This window comes from Streptomyces sp. ADMS (genome assembly GCF_033441795.1).
In the GTDB taxonomy this organism is placed as follows: Bacteria; Actinomycetota; Actinomycetes; order Streptomycetales; family Streptomycetaceae; genus Streptomyces.
On sequence record NZ_JAVFVX010000111.1, the window covers coordinates 1 to 23,655 of the forward strand.

23 protein-coding genes and 3 pseudogenes are annotated in these 23,655 nt (G+C 69.6%); 9 read left to right on the forward strand and 17 right to left on the reverse strand.

Annotated features, from left to right (window positions below):
* Window positions 1-183: aldo/keto reductase (locus RB628_RS32845; RefSeq protein ID WP_318324266.1), on the forward strand; the 183-nt coding region annotated here is incomplete at its 5' end.
* 85 nt (window positions 184-268) lie between these two features.
* Here RB628_RS32845 and RB628_RS32850 read toward each other — a convergent pair.
* The 4 genes and pseudogenes from RB628_RS32850 to RB628_RS32865 form a co-directional block, all read right to left on the reverse strand.
* Window positions 269-418, reverse strand: a pseudogene (locus RB628_RS32850) (aldo/keto reductase); the annotation flags it as partial.
* A gap of 184 nt (window positions 419-602) precedes the next feature.
* Window positions 603-1,082 (reverse strand): carboxymuconolactone decarboxylase family protein, encoded by a 480-nt coding sequence (locus RB628_RS32855; protein ID WP_318324267.1) that lies wholly within the window; start codon window positions 1,080-1,082, stop codon window positions 603-605.
* Window positions 1,083-1,189: 107 nt separating this feature from the next.
* The gene (locus RB628_RS32860; RefSeq protein ID WP_318324268.1) at window positions 1,190-1,786 is read right to left on the reverse strand and encodes a Uma2 family endonuclease; all 597 of its coding nucleotides are present in this window, start codon (window positions 1,784-1,786) and stop codon (window positions 1,190-1,192) included.
* A gap of 88 nt (window positions 1,787-1,874) precedes the next feature.
* On the reverse strand, window positions 1,875-2,558 hold the full coding sequence (locus tag RB628_RS32865) for a GDSL-type esterase/lipase family protein (RefSeq protein ID WP_318324269.1): 684 nt from the start codon (window positions 2,556-2,558) through the stop codon (window positions 1,875-1,877).
* A 221-nt stretch (window positions 2,559-2,779) separates the two neighbouring features.
* On the opposite strand from RB628_RS32865, the gene RB628_RS32870 reads away from it, so the two are divergent.
* Both RB628_RS32870 and RB628_RS32875 read left to right on the forward strand, forming a co-directional pair.
* The gene (locus RB628_RS32870; protein ID WP_318324270.1) at window positions 2,780-3,763 is read left to right on the forward strand and encodes a WD40 repeat domain-containing protein; all 984 of its coding nucleotides are present in this window, start codon (window positions 2,780-2,782) and stop codon (window positions 3,761-3,763) included.
* A gap of 271 nt (window positions 3,764-4,034) precedes the next feature.
* Window positions 4,035-5,588 carry a cellulase family glycosylhydrolase gene (locus RB628_RS32875; RefSeq protein WP_318324271.1) on the forward strand — a complete coding sequence of 518 codons (1,554 nt, stop codon included), beginning with the start codon at window positions 4,035-4,037 and terminating at the stop codon, window positions 5,586-5,588.
* A gap of 94 nt (window positions 5,589-5,682) precedes the next feature.
* On the opposite strand, the gene RB628_RS32880 is transcribed toward RB628_RS32875, so the two are convergent.
* From RB628_RS32880 to RB628_RS32895, 4 genes and pseudogenes are all read right to left on the reverse strand, one after another.
* The gene (locus RB628_RS32880) at window positions 5,683-6,714 is read right to left on the reverse strand and encodes an IS630 family transposase (RefSeq protein ID WP_318324286.1); all 1,032 of its coding nucleotides are present in this window, start codon (window positions 6,712-6,714) and stop codon (window positions 5,683-5,685) included.
* Window positions 6,660-7,019: pseudogene (locus RB628_RS32885) on the reverse strand (hypothetical protein); the annotation flags it as partial. The pseudogene RB628_RS32885 and the gene RB628_RS32880, both read right to left, overlap by 55 nt.
* Complete coding sequence (locus RB628_RS32890; RefSeq protein WP_318324288.1) at window positions 6,907-7,140, reverse strand: hypothetical protein; 234 nt, start codon at window positions 7,138-7,140, stop codon at window positions 6,907-6,909. The gene RB628_RS32890 and the pseudogene RB628_RS32885, both read right to left, overlap by 113 nt.
* Window positions 7,137-7,991: a methyltransferase domain-containing protein gene (locus tag RB628_RS32895; RefSeq protein WP_318324272.1), complete on the reverse strand. Its 855-nt coding sequence runs from the start codon at window positions 7,989-7,991 to the stop codon at window positions 7,137-7,139. Before RB628_RS32895 ends, RB628_RS32890 begins: the two co-directional genes overlap by 4 nt.
* Window positions 7,992-8,031: 40 nt before the next feature.
* On the opposite strand from RB628_RS32895, the gene RB628_RS32900 reads away from it, so the two are divergent.
* Window positions 8,032-9,522, forward strand: a complete 1,491-nt coding sequence (locus RB628_RS32900; RefSeq protein WP_318324273.1) for a PLP-dependent aminotransferase family protein — start codon at window positions 8,032-8,034, stop codon at window positions 9,520-9,522.
* A 320-nt stretch (window positions 9,523-9,842) separates the two neighbouring features.
* Here the strand turns inward: RB628_RS32900 and RB628_RS32905 are convergent.
* A pseudogene (locus RB628_RS32905) lies at window positions 9,843-10,277 on the reverse strand (TetR/AcrR family transcriptional regulator); the annotation flags it as partial.
* Window positions 10,278-10,751: 474 nt separating this feature from the next.
* On the opposite strand from RB628_RS32905, the gene RB628_RS32910 reads away from it, so the two are divergent.
* On the forward strand, window positions 10,752-11,660 hold the full coding sequence (locus RB628_RS32910; RefSeq protein WP_318324274.1) for an aminoglycoside phosphotransferase family protein: 909 nt from the start codon (window positions 10,752-10,754) through the stop codon (window positions 11,658-11,660).
* A gap of 94 nt (window positions 11,661-11,754) precedes the next feature.
* Here the strand turns inward: RB628_RS32910 and serC are convergent, their stop codons facing one another.
* The 6 genes from serC to RB628_RS32940 form a co-directional block, all read right to left on the reverse strand.
* Window positions 11,755-12,873, reverse strand: coding sequence for a phosphoserine transaminase (gene serC, locus RB628_RS32915; RefSeq protein ID WP_318324275.1), 1,119 nt, complete (start codon window positions 12,871-12,873; stop codon window positions 11,755-11,757).
* Between the two features lie 180 nt (window positions 12,874-13,053).
* The gene (locus tag RB628_RS32920; RefSeq protein WP_318324276.1) at window positions 13,054-14,295 is read right to left on the reverse strand and encodes a cytochrome P450; all 1,242 of its coding nucleotides are present in this window, start codon (window positions 14,293-14,295) and stop codon (window positions 13,054-13,056) included.
* Window positions 14,292-14,957 (reverse strand): ATP/GTP-binding protein, encoded by a 666-nt coding sequence (locus RB628_RS32925; RefSeq protein ID WP_318324277.1) that lies wholly within the window; start codon window positions 14,955-14,957, stop codon window positions 14,292-14,294. The genes RB628_RS32920 and RB628_RS32925 overlap by 4 nt, the downstream gene beginning before the upstream one ends.
* The gene (locus RB628_RS32930; RefSeq protein ID WP_318324278.1) at window positions 14,938-15,318 is read right to left on the reverse strand and encodes a DUF742 domain-containing protein; all 381 of its coding nucleotides are present in this window, start codon (window positions 15,316-15,318) and stop codon (window positions 14,938-14,940) included. The genes RB628_RS32925 and RB628_RS32930 overlap by 20 nt, the downstream gene beginning before the upstream one ends.
* Complete coding sequence (locus RB628_RS32935; protein WP_318324279.1) at window positions 15,315-15,755, reverse strand: roadblock/LC7 domain-containing protein; 441 nt, start codon at window positions 15,753-15,755, stop codon at window positions 15,315-15,317. Before RB628_RS32935 ends, RB628_RS32930 begins: the two co-directional genes overlap by 4 nt.
* The gene (locus tag RB628_RS32940; protein ID WP_318324280.1) at window positions 15,755-17,821 is read right to left on the reverse strand and encodes a sensor histidine kinase; all 2,067 of its coding nucleotides are present in this window, start codon (window positions 17,819-17,821) and stop codon (window positions 15,755-15,757) included. The genes RB628_RS32935 and RB628_RS32940 overlap by 1 nt, the downstream gene beginning before the upstream one ends.
* A gap of 245 nt (window positions 17,822-18,066) precedes the next feature.
* On the opposite strand from RB628_RS32940, the gene RB628_RS32945 reads away from it, so the two are divergent.
* Together RB628_RS32945 and RB628_RS32950 are read left to right on the forward strand one after the other, a co-directional pair.
* Window positions 18,067-20,916 carry an FAD-binding and (Fe-S)-binding domain-containing protein gene (locus RB628_RS32945; protein ID WP_318324281.1) on the forward strand — a complete coding sequence of 950 codons (2,850 nt, stop codon included), beginning with the start codon at window positions 18,067-18,069 and terminating at the stop codon, window positions 20,914-20,916.
* A 106-nt stretch (window positions 20,917-21,022) separates the two neighbouring features.
* On the forward strand, window positions 21,023-21,364 hold the full coding sequence (locus RB628_RS32950) for a DUF5713 family protein (protein WP_318324282.1): 342 nt from the start codon (window positions 21,023-21,025) through the stop codon (window positions 21,362-21,364).
* A 149-nt stretch (window positions 21,365-21,513) separates the two neighbouring features.
* Here RB628_RS32950 and RB628_RS32955 read toward each other — a convergent pair whose 3' ends face one another.
* A complete protein-coding gene (locus RB628_RS32955; RefSeq protein ID WP_318324283.1) occupies window positions 21,514-21,828 on the reverse strand; it encodes a hypothetical protein in 315 nt (104 codons plus the stop codon).
* The gene (locus RB628_RS32960) at window positions 21,828-22,145 is read right to left on the reverse strand and encodes a hypothetical protein (protein WP_412180760.1); all 318 of its coding nucleotides are present in this window, start codon (window positions 22,143-22,145) and stop codon (window positions 21,828-21,830) included. The genes RB628_RS32955 and RB628_RS32960 overlap by 1 nt, the downstream gene beginning before the upstream one ends.
* Window positions 22,146-22,295: 150 nt before the next feature.
* Here RB628_RS32960 and RB628_RS32965 point away from each other — a divergent pair, with 150 nt between their 5' ends.
* The gene (locus tag RB628_RS32965) at window positions 22,296-22,535 is read left to right on the forward strand and encodes a winged helix-turn-helix domain-containing protein (protein ID WP_318324284.1); all 240 of its coding nucleotides are present in this window, start codon (window positions 22,296-22,298) and stop codon (window positions 22,533-22,535) included.
* 27 nt (window positions 22,536-22,562) lie between these two features.
* Window positions 22,563-23,186: a nucleotidyltransferase family protein gene (locus tag RB628_RS32970; protein ID WP_318324285.1), complete on the forward strand. Its 624-nt coding sequence runs from the start codon at window positions 22,563-22,565 to the stop codon at window positions 23,184-23,186.
* The last annotated feature ends 469 nt before the right edge of the window (window positions 23,187-23,655 follow it).

Consider the following 23,655-nt stretch of genomic DNA (forward strand, 5'->3'; position numbering starts at 1 on the left):
GCGGCTCTCGCCTGGCTGCTCACCCGCCCCGGCGTCACCGGCCCGATCGTCGGCCCGCGCACCGCGGAGCAGTTGGAGTCGGCGGTACGGGCGTCCGAGCTGGAGCTGAGCGAGGACCTGCTGGCCGCGCTCGACGAGATCTTCCCGGGCCCGGGACCGTCGCCGGAGGCCTTCGCCTGGTGAGCGGCAGGCTCTCCGAGCCCGTGACCGCCGCTCCTCTGCAGGGGGCGGCGGTCACTTGTGACTCGTTGCATCAAACTGCCTACTTGGCCGTGTCGAAGAAATTGATCCCCGCGGCCAGGGTCGCGTCCAGGGTCGCGTGGCTGTCGGCTTCGTCGGTCTGGGGGCCGAAGTTCATGGTCCCGAGAACGAGCCTGCTGACCTTGAGTCCTGTGCGTCCGAGCTGCGTGTACTTCATGAGTGTTCAGCCAACGTCGTGGAGTGCGCTCTAGGCAGGGCGGGTGGGGGCGGGGCACCGGGTTCTGACGGCGGCACGGTGTTCCGAGGCGGTCGCGGGTACCGGTTCCCGTCGCGGGTACCGGTTCCCGTCGGGCGACGCCGGGTGCAACTGGGTCGACGTCGCCCAACAGGGTTGGTCGGGCTCAGAGTTGGGCGAACATACCGGGCTGGTAGTCGCCGGCGGGCTGCTGGACGATGACGTTCATCCGGTTGAAGGTGTTGATGAGGCTGATGGTGAGGACCAGGGCGGTGAGCTGGTCCTCGTCGTAGTACTTGGCGGCGTTCGCCCAGGCCTCGTCCGTGACCCCGCCGGCCGCGTCCGCGATGCGGGTGGCCTGCTCCGTCAGCTCCAGCGCGGCGCGCTCGGCGTCGGTGAAGACCGTGGCCTCCCGCCACGCCGCGACCAGGTGGAGGCGCTGCGCGGTCTCTCCCGCGGCGGCGGCTTCCTTGGTGTGCATGTCGGTGCAGAAACCGCAGCCGTTGATCTGGCTGGCGCGGAGCCGCACCAGCTCCTGTGTCGTGACCGGCAGGGCCGAGTCACCGGCCACCCTGGCCGCCGCGACGAGGTGCTTCGTGGCCTTGGCGGCGATGGGGCTGGCGAAGAGGTTCAAACGGGCTTCCATGGTGGGCTCCTCGGTCTTGGGTGCTGCTTACACATCCAGGACGGAGCCGCTCGGTGAGATGTGACAGGGGTGAACGTGACGTGCGTCTCCCACTCGCGGGACAGGCGCTAGTCGCGGGGGAACTCGTCCGTCCTGAGGGTGAGGCCGACGACGGTGTCGCCAAGGTCCATGTCGTCGCCGAAGGCGAGTTTCGTCTCGGTCGCGTACTCGCCGTTCTTGGGGTGGGTGTAGAGGAAGCACCTGCCCTGGTAGGGATCGGCGATGAGATAGACGGGGACTTCGGCCTCGGCGTAGGCGGACTTCTTGGGGCCGTAGTCATTGGCGGCGGTCTTCTTCGAGATCACTTCGGCGACGAACTCGACGTCCTGGCAGCGCCACAGGCCCTTGTCGCTCTTCTCGGCACCTTCGGTCATGAGCGTGACGTCGGAGGAGAAGCCGTTGAGGTGGCCCGGGTAGTCGATGCGGACGTCGGACTTCACGCGCATGCGCGGGTACTTGGTGCGCAGCTGATCGTAAATGGCTGCGATGATCTCCCAGTGGGTGTCCCGCTGCGGCGACATGAAGATGTTCCCTCCGACGATCTCGACCCTGTATCCGTCGGGGATGGGGCTCTTCTCAAGCCACTCGAACATCGTGTCGAGCGTCAGCTTGTCGCTGTTGTCGGCGGTGTCGGCCATCTCGATCCTGTCTTCAAGGACGGTCACCGTGGCACTCCTCCCCGGCTGTGCCCCGGACGAGCGCAGCCGTGCAGTACAACGATACGCACGGTGACCATGGCACGCCCGGATTCGGTCAGTCGGTTTCAGCCCCGTACCGCTCCCCCAGGTCCCAGGCCTCGTACAGGGAGTCCGCGAACGCCCCCGCGATCTTGTGCTCGCCCTTCGCGTTGGGATGCGTGCCGTCGTACGTGTCGTGGTTGACGTCGTACGACGGTGGCGGCGAGGTCAGGAGCAGGGGGGAGCGGGGCTCGTCCAGGTTGGCCGCCGTCTTCGCCAGGAGCTCGTTGAAGAGGGTGACCTCGGCGCCGAAGGGCGGGTCCGACTCCGCGCGGACGTTCGGGATGACCGGGAGCAGGGCGATGGCGATGCGGGGGTTGGACCGCCGCGCCTCGGCGATGAACGTGCGCGCCTTCTCCGCCGTCTGTTCCGCGTCCGTGTAGAAGCCCAGGTCGATCAGGCCCAGGGAGACCAGCAGGACGTCCGGCTTGTGGGCGCGTACCGCGTCCGCGATCAGCGGGGTCATGTGGTGCCAGCCTTCGCCCCAGCCGGCCAGATGGGCGCGGGGGAAGTCCGGGTCGGCGTACTCGTACGAGTCGGCGGTGTCCGTCGCCTTGTCGTACAGGGCCTCGCGCGGGCCGACGATCCGGAACGGGCCGCCGTACGTCTCCCGCAGGTGCTGCCACAGCCGGTAGCGCCAGGTGTGTTCGCCGGCGCTGCCGATGGTCATGGAGTCGCCTACGGGCATCAACCTGAGCATCCGCTCATGATGAGGGATGGCGAGAGGGGTGTGGGGCGGGTGCGGTGTGTGAGTCGGGCCACGCGGTGTCAGGTAAATGTCAGCTTGCGGTCAGCTTGCGGGCAGTTGTGCGTCGGTCGCGCGCCGGTCGCGCGCAAATCGTGCGTCGGCCGACAGGTGATCCGCGGGGCGCTCAAGGTCATGGGCCTCGTATCGATCGCCGGGATGGCACGCTTGGGGGCATGCGCCGATCGCTCGCCCTCCTCGCCGGGGGCCTACTCGTCGGGGCGCTCGCCGCGCCCGCCTCCGCTGCCGATGGTGACCAGGACTTCACCATCAAGGACCCGCGGATCACCGAGTCCAGCGGTCTCGCCGCCTCCCGCCTCCACCCCGGCATCTACTGGACCCACAACGACAGTGACGACGGGGCCTTCCTGTACGCGGTCGACAGCGCGACCGGGCAGACCGTCGCCACGGTCACCATGACCGGCGTCGGCACGCCCCGCGACATCGAGGCCATCTCCATCGGGCCGGACAACCAGATCTACGTCGGCGACATCGGCGACAATGATGGTGTGACCTGGGATTATGTGTGGGTTTACCAGCTCGCCGAGCCCAAGGTGCTCAAGAACCAGACGATCCGCGCCACGCAGTACGTCGTGAAGTACTCGGACGGGTCCCGCGACGCCGAGTCCCTCGTCGTGCATCCGAAGACCGGGCGCGTCTACATCATCGACAAGCAGGAGGACGGCGGGCATCTGTACGCGGGCCCGGCCAAGCTCTCCCCCTCCGGCACCAACGTCTTCCGGCCCGTCGCCGCCGTCGACATGTGGGCCACGGACGCCGCGTTCTCGCCCGACGGGCAGCAGCTGGCGGTACGCGGCTACTTCGGAGGCGTCTCCTACGCCTGGAACGGCGGAAAGCTCAAGCGGCAGGGGCAGCTCGACGTGCCCCTGCAGGGGCAGGGGGAGTCGGTCACGTACAGCCGTGACGGGTCCAAGATCATGTACGGAAGCGAGGGCGCCCAAAGCGGGGTCGAGGCCGAGGACGCCCCTTCGTACGGCACGTCCGGTGACTCCGACTCGGCTTCCGGCAACGGGAGTTCGGCCTCCGACGAGGACGGGAGCGGGGGCTCGGAGGGGAACGTCAGGACCGTCGCCGTCGCCGCCGCCCTGCTCTTCGTCGCCTACTTCGGGCTCAAGCGGCTTCGGCGGCGGCCGTCGTAGTCATCCCAGCGGGCGGCCGGGCGGCCGGGCGGCCGGGCGGTCGGGCGGTCGGGCGGCCGGGTAGTCGCGTTCACGGTGGTCCCGGGGTTTCTATGAAGCGCGCCGGTAGCTCCGGCTCCGGTCGTCACCCTGAGCCGCTGAACGTCGCACGCATCCCGGAGTGCCGCGAGTCTTGACGTGGGCATGTTGTGTCAGTTTCCTGGGAGGTGCGCGGTGTGTGGGAGCGCTCCCATCGATTCCGGGGCCGCGCCTCCCGAGAGGAACGAGCGACATGTTCCGCTTCCGCAGCTTGCGAAGAGCGCTGTGCGCTGCCGCCGCCGTGCTCCTGATACCGCTGGGAGCCGGTGCGCAGACCGCCCACTCGGCCGATGCCGGCGCGGCGGACGTCCGTGCGGCGGACGCCGGCGCCGGCTACTGGCACACCAGCGGGCGGCAGATCCTGGACGCGGCCGGGCAGCCGGTCCGGATCGCCGGCATCAACTGGTTCGGCTTCGAGACCGCCAACTATGTGGTCCACGGCCTCTGGTCCCGCGACTACAAGAGCATGATCGACCAGATGAAGTCGCTCGGCTACAACACCATCCGGATGCCCTACAGCGACGACATCTTCAAGCCGTCCACCGTCCCCAACAGCATCGACTTCAGCAGCGGCAAGAACGCCGACCTGCAGGGCCTGGGCTCGCTCCAGATCATGGACAAGCTGGTCGCGTACGCCGGTCAGCTCGGCCTCAAGGTCATCCTGGACCGGCATCGGCCGGACGCGAACGGGCAGTCGGCGCTCTGGTACACGTCGGCGGTGCCCGAGTCGACGTGGATCGCCAACCTGAAGGCACTGGCGGCGCGTTACTCCGGCCAGGACACGGTCATCGGCATCGACCTGCACAACGAGCCGCACGATACGGCCTGTTGGGGCTGCGGCGACACGACGAGGGACTGGCGACTGGCGGCGCAACGGGCGGGCAACGCGGTGCTCTCCGTGAATCCGCAGCTGCTGGTGTTCGTGGAGGGCGTGCAGACGCACAACGGGGATTCCGGCTGGTGGGGCGGCAACCTGATGGGGGTCGCGCAGTATCCGGTCCAGCTGGATGTGGCGAACCGGGTGGTGTATTCGGCCCACGACTACGCGACGAGCGTCGCCCAGCAGAGCTGGTTCAGTGACCCGTCCTTCCCCGCCAACATGCCGGGGATCTGGGACAAGTACTGGGGCTACATCTTCAAGCAGAACATCGCGCCGGTGTGGGTGGGGGAGTTCGGCACGACGCTCCAGTCGACCGTGGACCAGCGGTGGCTGGCCGCGCTGGTCGACTATCTGCGGCCGACAGCGGCCTACGGCTCGGACTCCTTCCACTGGACCTTCTGGTCCTGGAACCCCAACTCCGGTGACACGGGCGGGATTCTGAAGGACGACTGGTCGACGGTCGACACGGTGAAGGACGGGTATCTGGCGAGCGTGAAGGCGCCGGGGTTCCCGGCGGGCGGCGGCGACGAGGGAGGGGGTGGTGACGGCGGCGGTACCGGTAGTACGGCGGCGTGTGCCGCCTCCTACACCGTCAGCAGCGACTGGGGTGGCGGGTTCAACGCCGAGGTGAAGGTGACCAATTCGGGAACGGTGGCGCTGAAGTCCTGGAAGGTGACGTGGACCTGGGGCGGTTCACAGACGGTCACGAGCATGTGGAACGCGACGCACACGCAGACCGGGGCGACGGTCACAGCTGTGAACGCGGCTCACAACGGGAGCGTGGCGGTGGGGAGTTCGGCGAGCTTCGGGTTCGGGGGAGCGCCGGGGGGTGGGGGTGTGCCGGTGGTGAGCTGTACGGCTACGTGAGGGCGCGTAGGCACAGGAGCGTAGGTCTGAGTGCCTGAGTGCCTGAGTGCCTTAGTGCCTTAGTGGTCGGCTCCGGAAGTCCTTCGGGGGTTGATCATGCTGCCAGTGCGGCGGAGGATTCTTCTTGTCGATCGAGTGTGTGTCGGTCGAGCCGGGCCAGTAGATCGTCCAGGTCGTAGGTGGTGAACTTCCTCTGGAACGGCTGTGCCGTGGCGTTGTAGCGGTCTTCGAATGCTCGGAGCCGGTCCCGGACCTGGTCGAGGTTCGTGAAGTCGTTGGGTGCCACGACTTTGCGTTGGACGACGGAGAAGAAGATCTCGACCTGGTTGGTCCAGGAGGCGTGGACGGGAGTGTGGATCAGGACGGTGTTGGGAAACGCCTTGGTCAGGCGGTCGATGGCGGTTTTGCCTCGGTGGGAGGAACCGTTGTCGACGATCCAGAAGACGCGTTTCGCGCTGGCGTAGGGCTCGGTGGTCATGACCTGGGTGACCAGGTTCATGAAAGGCATGATGCCGGTAGTGGGCTCGCAGCGTCCGAAGACGCGGGCGCGGTGGACGTCGTAGGCGGCCAGGTACGCCAGTGCGCCGCCGCGCTGGTATTCATGATTGACGCGCATGGCCCGGGCCTGGCCCGGTGCCAGTGTGGGGTGGCAGCGGCAGCGGGCCTGGATCGAGGTCTTCTCGTCGCTGGAGATTACGTACTCGTCCTGACCCAGTGGGACGCCGTCGAAGGCGCGGGCGTACAGGTCCATGATGCGGGCGGCCTTGGTCCGGAAGTCCGGGTCGCGGGTGAAGATCCAGGACCGGTGCTGCCAGGGCTTGAGCGCGTCGTCCTTGAGCCAGCGTCGCACGGTGGAGGCGGAGATCGAGCCAGCGATAGTGCGGGCGACGACCTCGCGCGCCAGTTCCGGGCACGACCAGCGTGACAGCGGGGCCCCGGTCTCGGCGGGCAGCTGGCAGGCCAGCGCCTTGACCTCGGCGACCTGCAGAGGGGTGAGGCGGCGCGGGCGGCCGAGCGCATGCGGTCGGTCAGGGCGGGCAGGCCGCCTGCGGCGAACCGACCGCGCCAGGCGCGCACCGTGTCGACGTGCGTGCCCGTCTGGACGGCGATCTTGGCGTTCGGGCAGCCGCGAGCGGCGAGCAGAACGATCGTGGCCCGTTGTCGGTCCCGGTGGGGGGTCTTGTGGCCGTAGGCCATCTTCTTGAGCCGGTGGCGCTGGGATGCGGTCAAAGTGATGAGACAGGCAGCAGTAACAGGCATGACAGGAAGGCCGATCGGTAGTAATCGATCTTCATGGGTGCTTATCTTGACGATAGTTTCACCGGCTGCCTTGGTTGCTGGTGGCGTGATCATTGACGACAGGCACCCCCAAAGGCCGCGGCTCAGCCCAGTCAGCGGCGCCACGTAGTTCGGCCCGGACGCGCTCGGCATCCCGGTCGTGGACGTCTGTGCTGCCGTTCAGCGATGGTCGCTGGTAAGGCTGGCGACGGTGGTTACGCTCCAGGCCCCAGGCGGTGGTCGCCAGCAGAATGAGAGTGATGATGACGGTCACTGGCCCGCGCTGGCGACGCTGGATGGGTTCACGGCGACGGCCTTGAAGAACGTGTAGTGGAAGGTCCCGGTAGCCTGTGCGGTGCGGTGCAGGTCTGTGATCCCCCGGTCCCAGTCGCCCGCGGTCATGAGCCCTGCTGCCAGCGCATCGTCCCGGACTGATTCGACCATGGCGATGAAGGTGCTGCGAGTAAAGCCGTCGACCAGTGCGGGCCGGGTCTGGTCGGCATACACCGTGCGAGGACGAACCACGATGTCGTCGTATCCGGCCTGAGCCAGCAGCGGTTGCAACTGCCGGCCGATCAGCGCGTTTCCGTCTGCGGCGGACTGCAACTGGACCTGGCATTCGATCGCGGCGCGGGCGTATGCGCTGGTCGGATGGAAGAACGCCGATCCATGATCCCCTTCAATCACGGTGATGGCGCCCCCGGGCCGCAGCACGCGCCGCAGCGCGGTCAGCGCCTGCCGGGGGTCTGACAGATGCTCCAGGACGAAGCAGACGAAAACATGGTCGAACTCCGCATCAGCAAAGGGAAGATCGAACAGATCAGCGCGATACCACTCCACATCCGCCCCCGGTGCGTGGGCCGCGACACGGGCGCGGGCCTGTGCAAGGGAACCATCGGACCGGTCGACCGCGGTGATGCGCGCTCCCGGGCTGGCCTGGGCCAGGTGGATCGTCTGGGCACCGACCCCGCAACCGATCTCCAGCACCCGGCTACCGGCCGGGTAGACCGTGCCCGCATGCAACAACGCCGCCAAGGTGTCCGCCTGGTCGCCGAGCCGAGCCGCCTCGCGATCCGAGTATCCGTGCACATAGCGGGCCGTCACGGCCACTTCAGGAGATGCCATCGCTGTATCCATGCGTTCACCCTGCTGCCACTATGGCTCGATGAACAGGTCCAATCCACACCCATCCGACCAGTCCATAGTCTCCGGATCCGACTTCCTGCAACTGAACATCGACGATGCACCGATGGGCAGGCGATCCGACTGGCTGGCCCAGCAGCTTCGGCTCGCGATATCGGACCACCGCCTGCCAGTGGGGAGCAAGCTGCCGGCCACCCGGGTTCTGGCCGGCGAACTGCGGGTATCGCGCGGCGTGGTCACAGAGGCGTACCAGCGACTGATAGAAGACGGGCACGCGGCAGGACGCGGCCGCAACGGAACGATCGTTGTCGCCGCTCCCGCCGTGCCGCCGGAAGTGCCCCCGACCGCGCCCGGCGCTCCACCGCCGCCAAGTGCGCTGTTCGCCGCCGCACCCAGTGCGGACATCTTCGACATGATGCGCGCGGCACCCGCCCGGATCGACCTGTCGCCCGGCGTTCCCGACCTTGCCGCGTTTCCGCGATCAGCGTGGCTGCGTGCCGAACGCTCCGCACTCGCAAGCCTCTCGGCGACCGACCTTGGATACGCAGACCCTCGCGGGACACCGGCACTGCGTCATGCCATCGCCAACTGGCTCGCCCGCAACCGCGCAATCAGGGCGGACCCTAACGAGATACTCATCGTCGCCGGCACCGCCCAGACACTCAGCCTGCTCGGACACGTACTGCGCGACGACGGGATCCCCGCGGTAGCTGTGGAGGACCCAGGATCACTTGGGGCCCGCCAGCATCTGCGCAACCAACGGCTGGACACGCCGGCGGTCCCCGTCGACTCCGAGGGCGCGCGCATCGACGTACTGCACCGCATGGCAGTTCCAGCTGTCTTGTTGACTCCCGCACATCAGTTCCCGACCGGAGTAGTGCTCAGCGGGGCACGGCGTCGTGAACTGATGCATTGGGCCACCGAAAACGACGGACTGATCATCGAGGACGATTACGACGCGGAGCACCGCTACGACCGGCCTCCGGTACCCGCCCTGCGATCCATACTGCCCGACCACGTCTGCTACGCCGGGAGCGTTTCCAAACTCCTCGCCCCCTCACTGCGCATCGGCTGGGTACTCGCGCCGCCGAAGTACCACGATGCTCTTGTTGCCGCCAAGCGGTTCGCCGACTTGGGCAACGCGGCACTGCCGCAGCAGGTGCTGGCCCGGTTCATGGAATCAGGTGAGATGGAACGCCAGTTGCGGCACCTGCGCACACGACACCGCCGTCGCAGGGACGCCATGGTCGATGCGATCACGACCCACCTTCCCAACGCGGTCGTACATGGCGCCGCAGCCGGCTTGCACCTGACGATCACCTTCGACACCGAGTTCGCCGACACCGACCTCGCAGCCGCCGCGCTTGCGCGGGGCGTGAAAGTGCAGCCACTCTCATGGCACAGTCAACGTCCATCCCGACCCGGGCTGGTCCTCGGCTACGCGGCGAGCACGCCCACCGACATCAGCGAAGGTGTGGCAATCCTCGGCGCCGCCCTACGGCGCCTGCCCTGAACAGGTCGAACACAGTCCACCGCCAGCACCGACTACCACGAGGACTCGCTCGTGCCCACCGGCTCGTTAGTCTGCCTCCCCGAGGACACCGTCGATTGCCCACCTTCAACTCGCCGCCACCGGCAGCTAACGACCAACGCCCGGTACCGACGCCGGAGTCAACCCCCGAAGAACTTCCGGAGCCGACCACTTAGGGGTGTCGGCGGTGGAGTAGCCGACGGCCCGGGGATGTCAGCAGCCCCGGTTCCGGAACGGGCCGGAACCGGGGCACGTGCGTGGTCCGGGTGGTCCCCCAGGGCAACCGTGTGACCGGTGACCCTTCAACGCTGCCCATGCGGAGCGAGGTTGAGCAGCACCTTGCCGAGCTGGGCGGACGTGAGAGCCGACGCGGGGAGAGGGGGCACGGCCGGGCGGGCCCGAAGGCCGTCGAGGAGCAGGGTGAGCGGGCGGAGCCAGGCATCCGGGACTGTCGTGGTGAGCGCGGGGACAGCGCGGCCCAGCGCCGCCAGGGCGAAGAGCAGGTCCTCGGTGGTGAGGTCCGGGCGGATTGTGCCCTGCTCCTGACCGCGCCGGAGCAGCCCGTCGATGGTGATGCGGTTGTGAGCGTGGATCGCCTCCAGGGAGGTGACGCCTTCTAGTTTCGTGGTCATGAGGTCGTTGGTGCCGCGGTCTGCGGCCAGGCCCGCGAACACTGTGTGTAGGTACTGCTTCAGTCCCGTCCATGCGTCTTCGGTGGTTCGCGCTCGCTCGCCCGCTGCTTGTCGGTTCGGGGGGTGCGGTCGTGTGCGTCGTTCTGGTCCTGGGCGTTGCCCACGTTGCGCGTCCGCGTCCGCCGCAGCGGGGTAGGTGCAGCGCCCAGGTGCCCGACCTCGACGAGGCCCCACGGCAGCCGGACCCGTACGTGGGGCCCCTTCCCAGCCCTGCCAGGGCACGTTGGTGTCGCTGGTGGAGGTGTTCGGAGCGCCAACGAGCAGAGAGCGGACGAGGCTTGCCACTCCTCGCCTCCGAGTCGTGCTGGGAGCCCCCGGCCCGGCCCTCGTTGCACGAGGGGGTGGCAGTGCGCAATGAACAGCTTGAGGACGTAGGTGTCTTGGTGCGGTTCTACGTCACGGTGCACACGGCGGAAGAAGGGCGGCGCTCTCGCGCTCTGCCCACCGAGCGCGAGAGCGAACCTGCCTCGTTCAGAAAGTCGCTGGCTTCCCGTTCCCTCTTGCGGTGAGATCTCCGACGTGACGCTTCACGAGGATGAGATCCCGGTCGACGAGACGCTGGTCCGGTCACTGCTGAAGGCACAGCGCCCGGAGTGGGCTGACCTACCGTTGTCGCCCGCGGGCGCGGGCACGGACAACACCATGTACCGGCTGGGCGATGACCTGCTCGTGCGACTTCCCCGAACCGCCGGCAAGGGGCGGTCCGTGCGGAAGGAACAGGAATGGCTTCCTCGCCTGGCGCCCCTCCTCTCACGTCCGATTCCCCAGCCCGTCCACGCCGGGACGCCCACCGACGTCTTCCCGCTGGTCTGGTCGGTCCACCGCTGGATCGACGGTGCCGAAGCCGGCCCGGACACCGTCCGGGACTGGGCCGCCTTCGGAGCCGACCTGGCGGCGGTCGTGCGGGAACTCCACAGCGTCGACCTCATGGGGGCGACTCGCGCGGACAGCCTCAGCTGGTACCGCGGAGGCGGCCTGGGGCCGTGCGACCAGTGGATCGCCAGGTGTCTCGACGATTGCCGAACCACCGTGGGTTCTGAACTCGATGTTGACTCTCTGGAACAGTTGTGGCGAGCCGCGCTCGCACTGCCCGAGGCCTCCGGACCTCACGTATGGCTCCACGGCGACCTCAAACCGACCAACCTCTTGGTCCGGGAAGGCAAGCTCCACGCAGTCATCGACTTCGGAGGACTCTCGGTGGGTTTGCCCGACGCCGAGCACTCCACGCTCTGGGACCTGCCGCCACAAGCACGACAGGCCTACTGGGACACCTTGAACCTCGACGATGTGACCTGGACTCGTGCCCGCGCCTGGGCGATCGCGGTGGGGGCCAGTGGAATCTCCTATTACTGGCACACCTTCCCCGCCTTCGTCGCCGAGTGCCGAGCCCGACTTCGGGCAATCCTCACTGACGCCGCCGCGCGGTGAGTGGGCTCCCGGCCCGAGAGCAAGAGGGGGCGCCCGGTACTTACCGGGTGCCCCCAACTACGTACGCGCTCAGGTACGGGAATACGGGAAGCGGCTACAGCTTCTCGATCACGTAGTCGATGCACTTCGTCAGCGCCTCGACGTCCGCCGGGTCGATCGCCGGGAACATCGCCACGCGGAGCTGGTTGCGGCCCAGCTTGCGGTAGGGCTCCGTGTCGACGATGCCGTTGGCGCGCAGGACCTTGGCGACGGCGGCGGCGTCGATCTCGTCCGTGAAGTCGATCGTGCCGATGACCTGCGAGCGCTTCGCCGGGTCCGTCACGAACGGGTTCGCGTACTTGATGTCCTCGGCCCAGCCGTACAGGGTGCGGGCGGAGGTGGCGGTGCGGCGGACCGCCCAGTCCAGGCCGCCCTGGCCGTTGATCCACTCAAGCTGCTCGTTGAGGAGGAACAGGGTGGCGAGGGCCGGGGTGTTGTACGTCTGGTTCTTGCGCGAGTTGTCGATCGCCGTGGGCAGCGAGAAGAACTCCGGTACGTGGCGTCCGCTCGCGTGGATGCGCTCGGCGCGCTCGATCGCGGCCGGGGAGAACGCGGCCAGCCAGAGGCCGCCGTCCGCCGCGAAGGACTTCTGCGGGGCGAAGTAGTAGACGTCGGTTTCGGCGATGTCGACGGGCAGGCCGCCGGCGCCGGACGTGGCGTCCACGAGGACGAGGGAGCCCTCGTCGGCACCCGGTACGCGCTTGATGGGAGCGGCGACACCGGTGGACGTCTCGTTGTGGGTGAAGGCGTAGACGTCGACGCCCGCCTCCGCCTCGGGGTCCGGGTGGGTGCCCGGGTCGGAGGAGAGGACGGTCGGGTCGGCGAGCCAGGGGGCGAGCTTGGCGGCCTTCGCGAACTTCGAGCTGAACTCACCGAAGGTGAGGTGCTGCGACTTGTTCTCGATCAGACCGTGGGTCGCGACGTCCCAGAACGCGGTCGAGCCGCCGTTTCCGAGGACGACCTCGTATCCGTCGGGCAGCGAGAACAGCTCGCTGATGCCCTCGCGCACCTTGCCGACCAGGTTCTTGACCGGGGCCTGCCGGTGGGAGGTACCGAGGAGTGAGCTACCGGTGGCGGCCAGCGCGTCCAGCGCTTCCGTCCGCACTTTGGAGGGGCCGGCGCCGAAACGGCCGTCGGCGGGCTTGATGTCAGCGGGGATCTGGATGTCAGCCACGGGGGGAGCGTAGCCGTTCTGGGAAACGTCGAGGAAACGTGGTCCGTCGTGTGAGATGCGCTCCGCGGGTTTGGCGGGGGTTGAGGGCGCCCTTGGCTGGGGTGCCCGTTCCTGGGTGCTGTGCCCCCAGACCATCCCTACGGCCCAGACCATCCCTACGGCCCTGAACGGGCCTTGTCCTCAAACTCCCCCAGAGGGGGTGCCCCCGGACGGGCTGAGAAGTCGTGGCGTCGGAGTGAACCGCACCGGCAGTTCCGTGAGGCCCCGCAGCCACGGTGACGGGCGGCGGCTCAACGACTCGGCCGGGACCGCCAGGTCGATGTCCGGGAGGCGGTCCAGGACGACCTCGATGCCCGTCCTCGCGATGACCTCCGCGACCTCCTGCGCCGGGAACGGGCACCGGTGTTCCCCGTGTCCGAAGGCGAAGTGGGCGTTGTTGCCGCCGGTGAGGGCGGAGCCGTCGGTGCGGACCTGGGGGTCGGAGTTGGCGCCCTGGAGGCCGAGGAGGAGCAGGTCACCCGTACGGATGTGCCGGCCGCCCAGGCGGGTGTCGCGGGACGCCCAGCGCCCCGGCATGGTCTGTACGGGCGCGTCCTCCCACAGGACCTCGTTCATCGCCTCGGCGACACTGCTGCGGCCGCCGAAGAGGGAGGCCGCGAACCGTTCGTCCGTGAGCATCAGGCGCAGCGAGTTGCCCATCCAGTCGGCGGTGGGCTCGTTCCCCGCCGCGATCATGATCATCAGATCGTGGGCGATCTCCTCGTCCGTGAAGCCGTACGGGTTCGCGAGCAGGCGCGAGGCCACGTCGTCGGCGGGACGTGCCTTGCGGGCCGCCAGCAGCCGGCCCATCGACATGACCAGGTGCCGCTGGCCCGCCGGGCCGGCCTCCTGTCCGTTGACCATGTCGTTCGCCGCGGTGACCAGGCCCGGTCCGTCCTCGTCGGCGAAACCGAAGAGCCGGGCCATGACCCGTACCGGCAGCCGCGTCGCGTACTCCTTGACGAGGTCCGCCTCGCCCCGCGCGCAGATGGAGTCGATCAGTTCGTCCGCGAACTTCTCGGTGTACGACCGCAGTTCGACCGGGTCGGCTTCCTCCAGCGCGCTGCCGACCATCGCGGCGCGCTCGCGGTGGCGTTCGCCGACGGTGTAGAGGATCGAGGGCTGGCCGCGGCCGATCATCGGCAGGTGCGGCCAGTCGGCGGGGATTTTCTCCCACTGGTTCCACAGCTCCGAGTCCCGGCTGAACAGCACGGGATCGCCGGTGACCTGATGCAGTTCGCGGTAGCCGAGCACCAGCCACGCCGGTACGTCCCCGTCGAGCAGCACCGGGGTCACCGGCCCGTGGTCGCGCCGCATTTCCCGGTACAGCCGGTCGGGTTCGGTCCTGAACCGGGCACCGCTGAGCGGGACATGGGCACTCACAGGGGCAACTCCTTGTGACGGGCGGGCACTTGGCCATCGTACGAACGCGGGCGCGGGCGCGAACTCCGGTAGCGGTGCTTCGCGTGTTCCACGAGTGCGATCAGCACCCGTTTGCTGGAACTCCGGGCGCGTGCGTCGCAGTGTACGAGCGGTACGTCGGGGTCGAGGTCGAGCGCGTCGCGGATGTCCTGCGGGGCGAAGTCCTGGCCGCCGAAGTCGTTGCGGGCCACGACGAAGGGGGTGCCGTGCTGTTCGAGGCGGTCGATGGCGTACCAGGAGTCGTCGAGGCGGCGGGTGTCGACGAGGACGACCGCGCCGAGCGCGCCGGTGAACAGCCGGTCCCAGAGGAACCAGAAACGTTCCTGGCCCGGCGCGCCGAACAGGTACAGCACGTTGCGGGCGTCGAGCGTGATGCGGCCGAAGTCGAAGGCGACGGTCGTCGCGTTCTTGTCGCGCACCGCGCTGACGTCGTCGAGGGCCTCGCCGGCCCGGGTCATCGTCTCCTCGGTACTGAGCGGACGTATCTCGCTCACCGAACGGACGAGCGTCGTCTTGCCGACGCCGAAGCCGCCGACGACCACGATCTTCAGCCCGTTGTCGGCGGAGGCGCGCAGGAGTGGCCGTGGGTCGGTTACTGCGGGGTCAGAGGTTGCGGAGTCCAACGAGCACCTGCTCCAGGATGTCGGGGTCGGTGATGGCGGTCCGGCGCGGATGGCGGGCGCTGACGAGGCCGGCGGCGAGGAGGTCGGCGAGCAGGACCCTGGTGATGCCCACCGGCAGCCGCAGCATGGCGGCGACCTCCACCACGGCCGTGGGACGCTCGGTGAGCCGCAGGATCGCCGCGTGCTCGGACTGCATCCCCAGCGCCGGATCGCACTCGGCGACGACCAGCGTCACCAGATCGAACGGGTTGTCGGGCGCGGAGCGGCTGCGCCCTCCGGTGAGGGTGTAGAGACGGTCGGGAGAATCGTCCCTTCCCGGACGGTTCGGACGGTTCCCCGGCTGTCCCGACGCTCTGCTCATGCCGTACGGGGCTGGGCCGTACGGGGCTGGGCGCGCAGGTGGTCCCCGATCTGCTCGACGAGTTCGCTCATGTTGTGGCCGACGAGCCCGGCGTCCGCGTCCTCGGCGGTGACGACGGCGATATGCGCGCCCTGGCCCGCCTCGACGATGAACAGGACGCCGCCGTAGAACTCCGTCATCGCGGAACGCACCCCTCCGCTGCCGTCCCCGAACTCCACGGACGCGCCGTGCGACAGCGACTGGATACCGGCGGCGATCGCGGCGAGCTGGTCCGCCTGGTCGACGGACAGCTCCGGCGTACGGCACAGCTTCAGGCCGTCCCGGGAGAGCACGAGCGCGTGCCGGGCACCCGGGGTGCGCTCCAGCAGGCCCTCGATGAGCCAGGCCAGCTTCTCGTCGGCGGTCGTCGGTCCGGGGCCGAGGCCAGTGCCGGTCATCAGGTGGGGTCGCCTTCCGGGTGGGAGGTGGGGGGAGAGGGCGCGGCTTCCGCCGGGGGCGCGGACGACGAGACGGACGAACGGGCGGACGACGAGGCGGACGAGGGAGCGGGTGCCGGCTCCGGGTTCGTGCTGCCCTGGAGGGCCGCCTGATCCGGCACGGTGCCGCGCAGGGCCTGCCGGAACGTCCCGAAACGTGCCACGCGCTCGCGCGTGTCGTCGGGCTCCGGGTCGGGCGGCGCGAGAGGGACGGTGAACCTCGGCCCGTCCGCTCGCACGTCACCCCGGGCACGCTCGGCCTCGGCGAGCGTACGGCCCCGGCGCCGCTTGGGGAGCAGGTCGTAGGGCTCCTCCGCGGAATGGCTCTCCGGGTGCGCCGGGGCATGGTCGGGGGACTCGTGGGTGGGCACGGGGTCCGGGTCCAGGTCGCTGGCGGGGGCGCGGGAGGCCGCGTACGACTGCTCGGCGTGGGGCTGTCCCTCGTACGGCTTCTCCGACGGCTTGTCCGCGTACGACTGCCCCGTGTACGGGTTCTGCGCGGCGGGCCCGTCGGCGTACGACTCCTCCGCGTAGGGCCGCTCCGTGTACGGGTTCTGCGCGGCGGGCCCGTCCGCGTACGCCTCCCCCGCGTACGACCCCTCCGGGAAAGCCTCCCCCGGGTACGGCCATTCCGGCTGCGCCTCCTCCGCGTACGACACCTGGGGGTGCTGTTCCAGTTCCTGTTCCTCGGAACGTGCTTCCCAGGGTTCGCCGGGCGTGGGTACCGGGGCCGCAGGCGTCTCCGGTACCGGCTGTGCCACCGGCGACGGCATCGGGAGCGGCTCCGCCGTCACCATGTCCCCGGCCAGGATGTCCTGCGGGATGAGCACCAGGACGCCGGTGCCGCCGCGTGCCGAGGGGCGGAAGGAGACCTTGAGACCGTACTTCCGGGCCAGCCGGCCGACGACGGAGAGACCGAGGCGGGTGCCGGTGAGTCCGCCGAGCCCGATGCCGTCGGCGCTCCGCCCGCTGCCCTTCCCCTTGCCGGGCTCCCCGGGCTCCCCGGGCTCCTGGTCACCGCCGGAGACGGCCCGTTCGGCGCGGCGCAGCTGAACCTCGCTCATGGCCAGGCCGCTGTCCTCCACGGACACGATGACCCCGGCGGGAACCTCCTCGACGTACACGTGGACCTCGGCGGTCGGCGGCGAGAAGTTCGCGGCGTTGTCGAGGATTTCGGCGAGCGCGTGCATGACGCCCTCGGCGGCGTGTCCGGCGACGGCGGCATCGCTGGCGGAGTGCACGCGCACGCGTTGGTACCCGCTGATGCGGCCCATGGCGCCGCGCAGGATCGACTCCATGACGATCGGCCGGGCCCAGCGGCGGCCGGAGCGGGCGCCCGAGAGGACGGCGATCGAGTCGGCGAGGCGGCCCGCCTGGGCGGTGCGGTGGTCGAGGTGGAGGAGGTCGGCGACGACGTCCTCGTCCGAGTGACGGTCCTCCATGGCGCGCAGGTCGGCGAGGGTGCTCGTGGCCAGCGCCTGCATACGTCCGGCCGCGTTGGCGGTCGCCGCGAGGGCCGCCGCCCGCTCCTGGTTGGCCTGGCACAGCTCTTCGGTGAGGCGGGCGTTGCCCTCGGTGAGGAGGGTGATCTCGTGGGCCTTGTCCTGCTGGAGGCGGGTGAACTCCTGGGCGGAGGCCTCGGTGAGGCGCGCGCGGTCGCGGGCGAGATCGGCGGACACGCGCGCGCGTTCCCGTTCCAGATCGGCGGTCAGGCCGGCCCGTACGTGGTTCAGCTCCTCGGTGAGACGGGTCCGGTCGTGCAGCAGGCGACCGGCGTCGTCGGTGACCGCGGCGAGCCGCTCGCGCAGCAGCCGGGAGGACCGGACGCCGTGGACGGCCACGCCGACGGCCACGCTCAGTAGCAGCGCGGCGAACGCCCCGCCCAGGGTGAGCGGGCCGCGCGCCTCGTCCGGCGCCCGGGCGACCGCGCCGGCCACCGCGAGCGCGGCGAGTACGGCGGTGAGCAGCGGGGCGGGCAGGAGGGTGCGGTAGGCGGGGCGTTCGCCGGGCTGGCGGGGCGCGGTCATCAAGCGGTCCTCGGTCGGTTCCTCGGCTGGGTCCTCGGTGGTGCTGCCTGGGCCGTGGTCGGCCCTGCGGGGGTGCCGGTGTGATCGGTTCGTGAGCGGGAGGTGACTGATGGTGCTCAACTCGCCGCAACTATAGGGGAGTTAGTGATCGAATTAGCGGTGTTTCGGTTCGGTCCCCACAAACCGTCCACGTTTCCCGCTCTGCCCGGACGGTCACTGTCAGTGGTGGGATGCATGCTGGTGTCATGACGGATCTTCGGCCGCTGCAGGCGGAACTGCGGGGTGCCGTCCGGGGCGAGGTCGGTTTCGACGCCATGTCCCGGGCGCTGAACACCATGGACGCGTCGAACTACCGGCGCGTCCCCCTCGGCGTGGTCGCCCCGCGCGACGCGGACGACGTGGCCGCGGCCCTCGCCGTCTGCCGGGCGCACGGCGTGCCGGTCGTCGCGCGCGGCGGCGGCACGTCGATCGCGGGCCAGGCGACCGGCACGGGGGTCGTTCTGGACTTCACCAGGCACATGAATCAACTCCTCTCCCTGAACCACGAGGAACAGACGGCGGTCGTTCAGCCGGGCCTGGTCCTCGACCGCCTCCAGGAGGCCGCAGCCCCGCACGGACTGCGTTTCGGCCCCGACCCGTCGACGCACGGCCGCTGCACGCTCGGCGGCATGATCGGCAACAACTCATGCGGCGCCCACTCCGTGGCCTGGGGCACGACCGCGGACAGCGTGCGCGAGCTGACGGTCATCCGCGCGCGCGGCGACCGCCTCCTCCTGGGCCGGGACTGGGCGGGCGCCCCGGAAGGCCTGCGGCGTCTGGCGGAGGAAGAGTCGGCCCGCCTGCGCACGGGCTTCCCGGACCTCCCCCGCCGCATTTCCGGGTACGCGCTGGACGCACTCCTCCCGGAGAAGGGCGCGGACGTCGCCCGCTCCTTCTGCGGCTCGGAAGGCACCCTGGGGATCGTCACGGAGGCGGTCGTACGGCTTGTCGGGGCCCCACGCGCGTGTGCGCTGGCCGTGCTGGCGTACGCCGACGAGAGCGCGGCGGCGGAGGCGGCGGCGGGCCTGCTGCCGTACGGGCCACTGACGGTCGAGGGCATGGCCGCCGACCTGGTCCGCTCCGCCACGGACCTCCCCCGGGGCGGCGCCTGGCTGTTCGTGGAGACGGAGGGCGCGGACCCGGCACAGGCACGCGCGCGTGCGGACGCGATCGTGCGCGCGGCGGACGTCACGAACGCCCTCGTGGTGTCCGACCCGGCCGGCCAACGCGCGCTGTGGCGCGTCCGGGAGGACGCGAGCGGCACGGCGACGAGGATGCCGGACGGCACGGAGGCCTGGCCCGGCTGGGAGGACTGCGCGGTACCTCCGCTCCGGCTGGGCGCGTACCTCAGGGACTTCAGAGGGCTGCTGCGGGACCACGGCCTACGAGGCACGCCGTACGGCCACTTCGGCGACGGCTGCATCCACGTACGCATCGACTTCGACCTGCGGACGGCGCCGGGCGTGGCCCGTTTCCGCCGCTTCTCGGAGGAGCTGGCGGAGCTGGTGGTGGCACACGGCGGCTCCCTCTCGGGCGAACACGGCGACGGCCAGGCCCGAGCGGAACTGCTCCCGAAGATGTACGCCCCCGAGGTGATCGCCCTCTTCGAGCGCACGAAGGCCCTCTGGGATCCGGACGACCTCCTGAACCCCGGCATGCTGGTCCGCCCCGCCCGCCTCGACGAGAACCTCCGCTTCGCGGTCCTCCCCCGCGAGCCGGTGGACGTGGCCTTCGGCTACCCGGCGGACGGCGGGAACTTCTCGGCGGCGGTGAGCAGGTGCGTGGGGGTGGCCAAGTGCCGTACACCGGGCGGTGGTTCGGGGAGCGGCGGAGGTGCGGATGTGATGTGCCCGTCCTTCCGGGTGACGGGGGAGGAGGCGCACTCCACGCGCGGGCGGGCCCGGCTGCTGCACGAGATGCTCGCGGGCGAGGTGATCACGGACGGCTGGCGCTCGGAGGAGGTCCGGGACGCCCTGGACCTGTGCCTCTCCTGCAAGGGCTGCCGCTCGGACTGCCCGGTCGGGGTCGACATGGCCACGTACAAGGCGGAGTTCCTCCACCACCACTGGTCCGGCCGACTGCGCCCGGCGGCGCACTATGCGATGGGTTGGCTGCCGGTGTGGCTGGGGGCTGTCGCTCGTACGCGTACGGCGCGGGTGGTCAACTCCCTCGCCTCGGTGGGCGTGTTGGCGACGGTGGCGAAACGGCTGGGGGGAATCGCGCCCGAGCGGGAGATCCCGGCTGTGGCGGGGGAGACGTTCAGCCGGTGGTGGGGGAGGAAGAGGGCGGCGCGGGGCGGCGGAGGCCGACCGGTGGTCCTCTGGCCCGACACCTTCACGGAGCACTTGACGCCGTTGGTGGGGCAGGCGGCCGTACGTGTACTGGAGGCGGCGGGCCTGGACGTGACGCTGGCGCCGGCCGGTCGAACCCGCACCCGGGTCTGCTGCGGCCTGACGTACATCTCGACGGGCCAACTGGACCGAGCCCGCAAGGTGTTGCGCCGCACGCTCGACGTCATGGAACCGGTTCTGGACGCGGGCACCCCGGTGGCGGTCCTGGAACCGAGCTGCGCGGCGGCCCTCCGCGCGGACCTGCCGGAGTTGCTGCCTGCCGACCCACGCGCGCGACGCCTCGCGGACGCGGTCCTCACCTTCGCGGAGACTCTGGAGCACCACGCCCCTGACTGGACCCCGCCCCGCGTGGACCGCCCGGCAACGGGCCAGACCCACTGCCACCAGCACGCGGTACTGGGCGACGCGGCGGACCGCCGCCTGCGTACGGCGGCGGGCCTGACGGGTGAACTGGCGGGCGGCTGCTGCGGCCTGGCCGGCAACTTCGGCTTCGAGCAGGGCCACTACGAGGTGTCGACGGCCTGCGCGGAGGAACGGCTGCTGCCGGCGGTACGGGAAGCGGGCGAGGGGGCGGTGGTGCTGGCGGACGGGTTCTCCTGCCGGACGCAGCTTCAGCAACTGGCGGGGGTGAGGGGGCGGCATCTGGCGGAGGTGCTGGCGGAGGGGCTGGAACTGGAACTGGAGGGGGACGGGCGGGAACGGTGACCCGCACACGAGCGGTCTGGCAGTCATGGGCGACGTCGTTGTCAGTGGTGTCGTGCATGATCGGCGCGTCAGTTCTTCCAACGGGATGCGGGATGGGGAAAGCGTTATGCCGATCACAACCCAGCAGGTGGCAGGGCACGCGTTTCTGCGGCAGATGTACGCGGACTCGTACTACCCCGATCACGTCGTCGACCAGGGCAGGGCGATCCTGCTGCGCCTGTGCGAGCGGATCGAGGCTGAACAACCGTCGGATCTGGCGGCCTTGTACGCGCTCACGCAGGCCGCGACGGAGGAGTTCAACCTCCTTGAGGCGGCGTTCGAGGCAGCCGGGAGTGAGATCGAGACGGTTGCGCGCGAAGTGATCGCCGAGGACTTCTGGTTTGTCGCGTCGGCATACGGGTTCACGGACGCGGATGTGGAGGAGCTGATCGCCACCCGGGACTGGTGAGCCCGACCAGGACGACCCTGCCTGGTCCGCGCCCGTCGCCGTCCTTGCAGAAGGCGGCTACGACGTCGTCCGCCGCCTCATCGCCTGGTCGGCCGCCCGCAACTTCCCCGGAAGGCCAACCCAGCAGGCCAGCACCTTCTGCACAACGCTCAGTTCAACCGGTGCAGCCGTTGCCCCCGGCTCTCGGCCACGCGGAGCGCATCCCGGAGGGCCTCCGTCAACCGCTCGGCGAGGAAGCGGAGTTCGCCGCGTGGAGTGCCCGGGAGTAGCTCGTTGGCGTGGGCGAGGAGCTCGGCGCCCATCCCGAGTTGGACGGCCTCCGTCGCGTCGGCCAGGCGGGATACGGGGCCGCCGTGGTCGTCGGTGATCAGGAAGCACGCCTTGCCCTCGGCGCCGGACCAGGGCAACAGGCGAGGCCCGGAAGGTAGTACAGGCGACTCCGTTGCCTCCGGTTCCGCTCCCATCAGGCGACCTCCATCCCGTGGATCCAGTACGGGCCGGGCATGTCCAGCCCCAGGGTGGACATGGCCAACTCCCGGCGGCGCAGCCGTTGTTCATGAGCGGTGAGGTACGGGCGTACGGACCTGGTGGCGGTGCCGTCGAGAGGGGCGTGGGCGTCCAGGCCGTACGGGCTGCGGTGGGTGGGGAGTGTGGTTCGGACGGCCGGTGGAGAGGTGGGTACGAGAGGGACGGGCGGGCGGGTGCGGCGGTGCGTGCCGCGTGGGGTGAGCAGAGTGCTCACCCAGGCGATGAGGCGGTCGATAGGGTCTTTCACTGTCATCAGCTCCGTTCAAGTTGACTGGTGGCCATGCCCCCGGACGGCTTGCTCCCGTTGCGGGGGTCCTGCGTAGCCCACGGTACGTGAAGCATTCTAGGCATGCTAGGGGTTCCCTGCATCGCACAATGGTCTAGGTATACGCATCCTGGAACGGTGATCGAATTTGTTCCCGACATCCCGCGCTGGCGCCAGGTTGCCGAGGTGGTGCGAGGTCGCATCGCCGACGGCACGTATGCCCCGCGTACGCGTGTCCCCTCCGTCGTGCAGCTCACCGAGGAGTTCGGGATCGCCAACGCGACCGCACACAAGGTGCTCCGTGCGTTGCGGGAGGAAGGGCTTACGTATACCGAGCCGGGACTCGGCTCCTTCGTTGCCAAGCGCCCCGAGGTGTAATGCGTCGCCCTGTGGTAGGCAGGGCCGATGATCGGTCGGCTTCCCCTCGATGAACAACTCCGTTCTCTGCGCGAGGTGTTGTCCCGCAACGACGTGTTGGTGGAGGTGCTGGCCCGCACCTCGACGCTGGATCTGCCCGGGTGGTACGTGACAGCCGGGTGCCTGTTCCAGACCGTGTGGAACGTGGTCACGGACAGGCCGCCGACCCACGGAATCAAGGACTACGACGTCTTCTACTTCGACGACGGTGATCTGTCCTGGGAGGCGGAGGACAGGGCGATCCAAGCCGGGCGCGAGGTCTTCGCCGGCCTGCCCGCAGAGGTCGAGATCCGTAACGAGGCCCGGGTGCACCTCTGGTACGAGGAGAAGTTCGGCGTCCCATGCCCGCCGCACCCATCCACCGAGGCGGCGATCGACAGCTTCGCGGCGACGACGTGCTGTCTGGGTGTACGCCTGGAACGGGGCGGCCGGTGGCGGGTGTACGCACCGCACGGGCTGTCGGACGTGTTCAACCTCGTCGTCCGGCCGAACCCGGTGCTTGCTCCAAGGGCCGTCTACGAGGCGAAGGCGGCTCGGTGGCGGGAGCAGTGGCCCGAGTTGACCGTGCTGGACTGGCCTCGGTCGAGGGGATCACGGGACGGGCGGAGTTGATCTCCTGGGGTGACAGGCCACGCCCGATGGAGGAGCCCGGCTCGCGCTACTCCGTATCCAGCCCATCAGCCGCGCCGAGCATCTGGCGAAGTCGCGGCCCGGCTCTCTGTCAGTCACAGGTGACCTCCGGGGGCTCGACCGGGCCGGAATCCTAACTGGCCGGGGCGGTGAGCTCGCGGTGCAGATCCTTGTCGGCGTGAATGACTCGACTTTCGTCATTCTGACCAACCGTCATGCCAAGTCTGTGCTGGCTGCGGCCCATGCGTGCTGGACGGCGCGGATTTCGGTATCGGTGGGCTGACCGGTGTCGATGGGTATAAATCGGGCCGCGATGATCGTCCGGCGGAGCTTGGTCGAGATCCACGCGGGATCCTCCGTACCGGGCCCAGTCGTGGGTGAGCAGGGATGCGGGTACGGTCGGGTCCGGAAGCATCGGCGGGTCCCTCACAGCAGGCGACGCAAGCACCGC

Excerpts from the sequence above, each read along its gene's own strand:
- RB628_RS32970 (WP_318324285.1), top strand. The coding sequence starts at position 22,563 with ATGATCGGTCGGCTTCCCCTCGATGAACAACTCCGTTCTCTGCGCGAG.
- RB628_RS32900 (WP_318324273.1), top strand. The coding sequence starts at position 8,032 with ATGAACAGGTCCAATCCACACCCATCCGACCAGTCCATAGTCTCCGGA.
- RB628_RS32955 (WP_318324283.1), bottom strand. The coding sequence starts at position 21,828 with ATGGGAGCGGAACCGGAGGCAACGGAGTCGCCTGTACTACCTTCCGGG.
- RB628_RS32855 (WP_318324267.1), bottom strand. The coding sequence starts at position 1,082 with ATGGAAGCCCGTTTGAACCTCTTCGCCAGCCCCATCGCCGCCAAGGCC.
- RB628_RS32945 (WP_318324281.1), top strand. The coding sequence starts at position 18,067 with ATGACGGATCTTCGGCCGCTGCAGGCGGAACTGCGGGGTGCCGTCCGG.
- RB628_RS32865 (WP_318324269.1), bottom strand. The coding sequence starts at position 2,558 with ATGCTCAGGTTGATGCCCGTAGGCGACTCCATGACCATCGGCAGCGCC.
- RB628_RS32935 (WP_318324279.1), bottom strand. The coding sequence starts at position 15,755 with ATGACCGGCACTGGCCTCGGCCCCGGACCGACGACCGCCGACGAGAAG.
- RB628_RS32940 (WP_318324280.1), bottom strand. The coding sequence starts at position 17,821 with ATGACCGCGCCCCGCCAGCCCGGCGAACGCCCCGCCTACCGCACCCTC.
- RB628_RS32930 (WP_318324278.1), bottom strand. The coding sequence starts at position 15,318 with ATGAGCAGAGCGTCGGGACAGCCGGGGAACCGTCCGAACCGTCCGGGA.
- RB628_RS32960 (WP_412180760.1), bottom strand. The coding sequence starts at position 22,145 with ATGACAGTGAAAGACCCTATCGACCGCCTCATCGCCTGGGTGAGCACT.
- RB628_RS32870 (WP_318324270.1), top strand. The coding sequence starts at position 2,780 with ATGCGCCGATCGCTCGCCCTCCTCGCCGGGGGCCTACTCGTCGGGGCG.
- RB628_RS32875 (WP_318324271.1), top strand. The coding sequence starts at position 4,035 with ATGTTCCGCTTCCGCAGCTTGCGAAGAGCGCTGTGCGCTGCCGCCGCC.
- RB628_RS32895 (WP_318324272.1), bottom strand. The coding sequence starts at position 7,991 with ATGGCATCTCCTGAAGTGGCCGTGACGGCCCGCTATGTGCACGGATAC.
- RB628_RS32950 (WP_318324282.1), top strand. The coding sequence starts at position 21,023 with ATGCCGATCACAACCCAGCAGGTGGCAGGGCACGCGTTTCTGCGGCAG.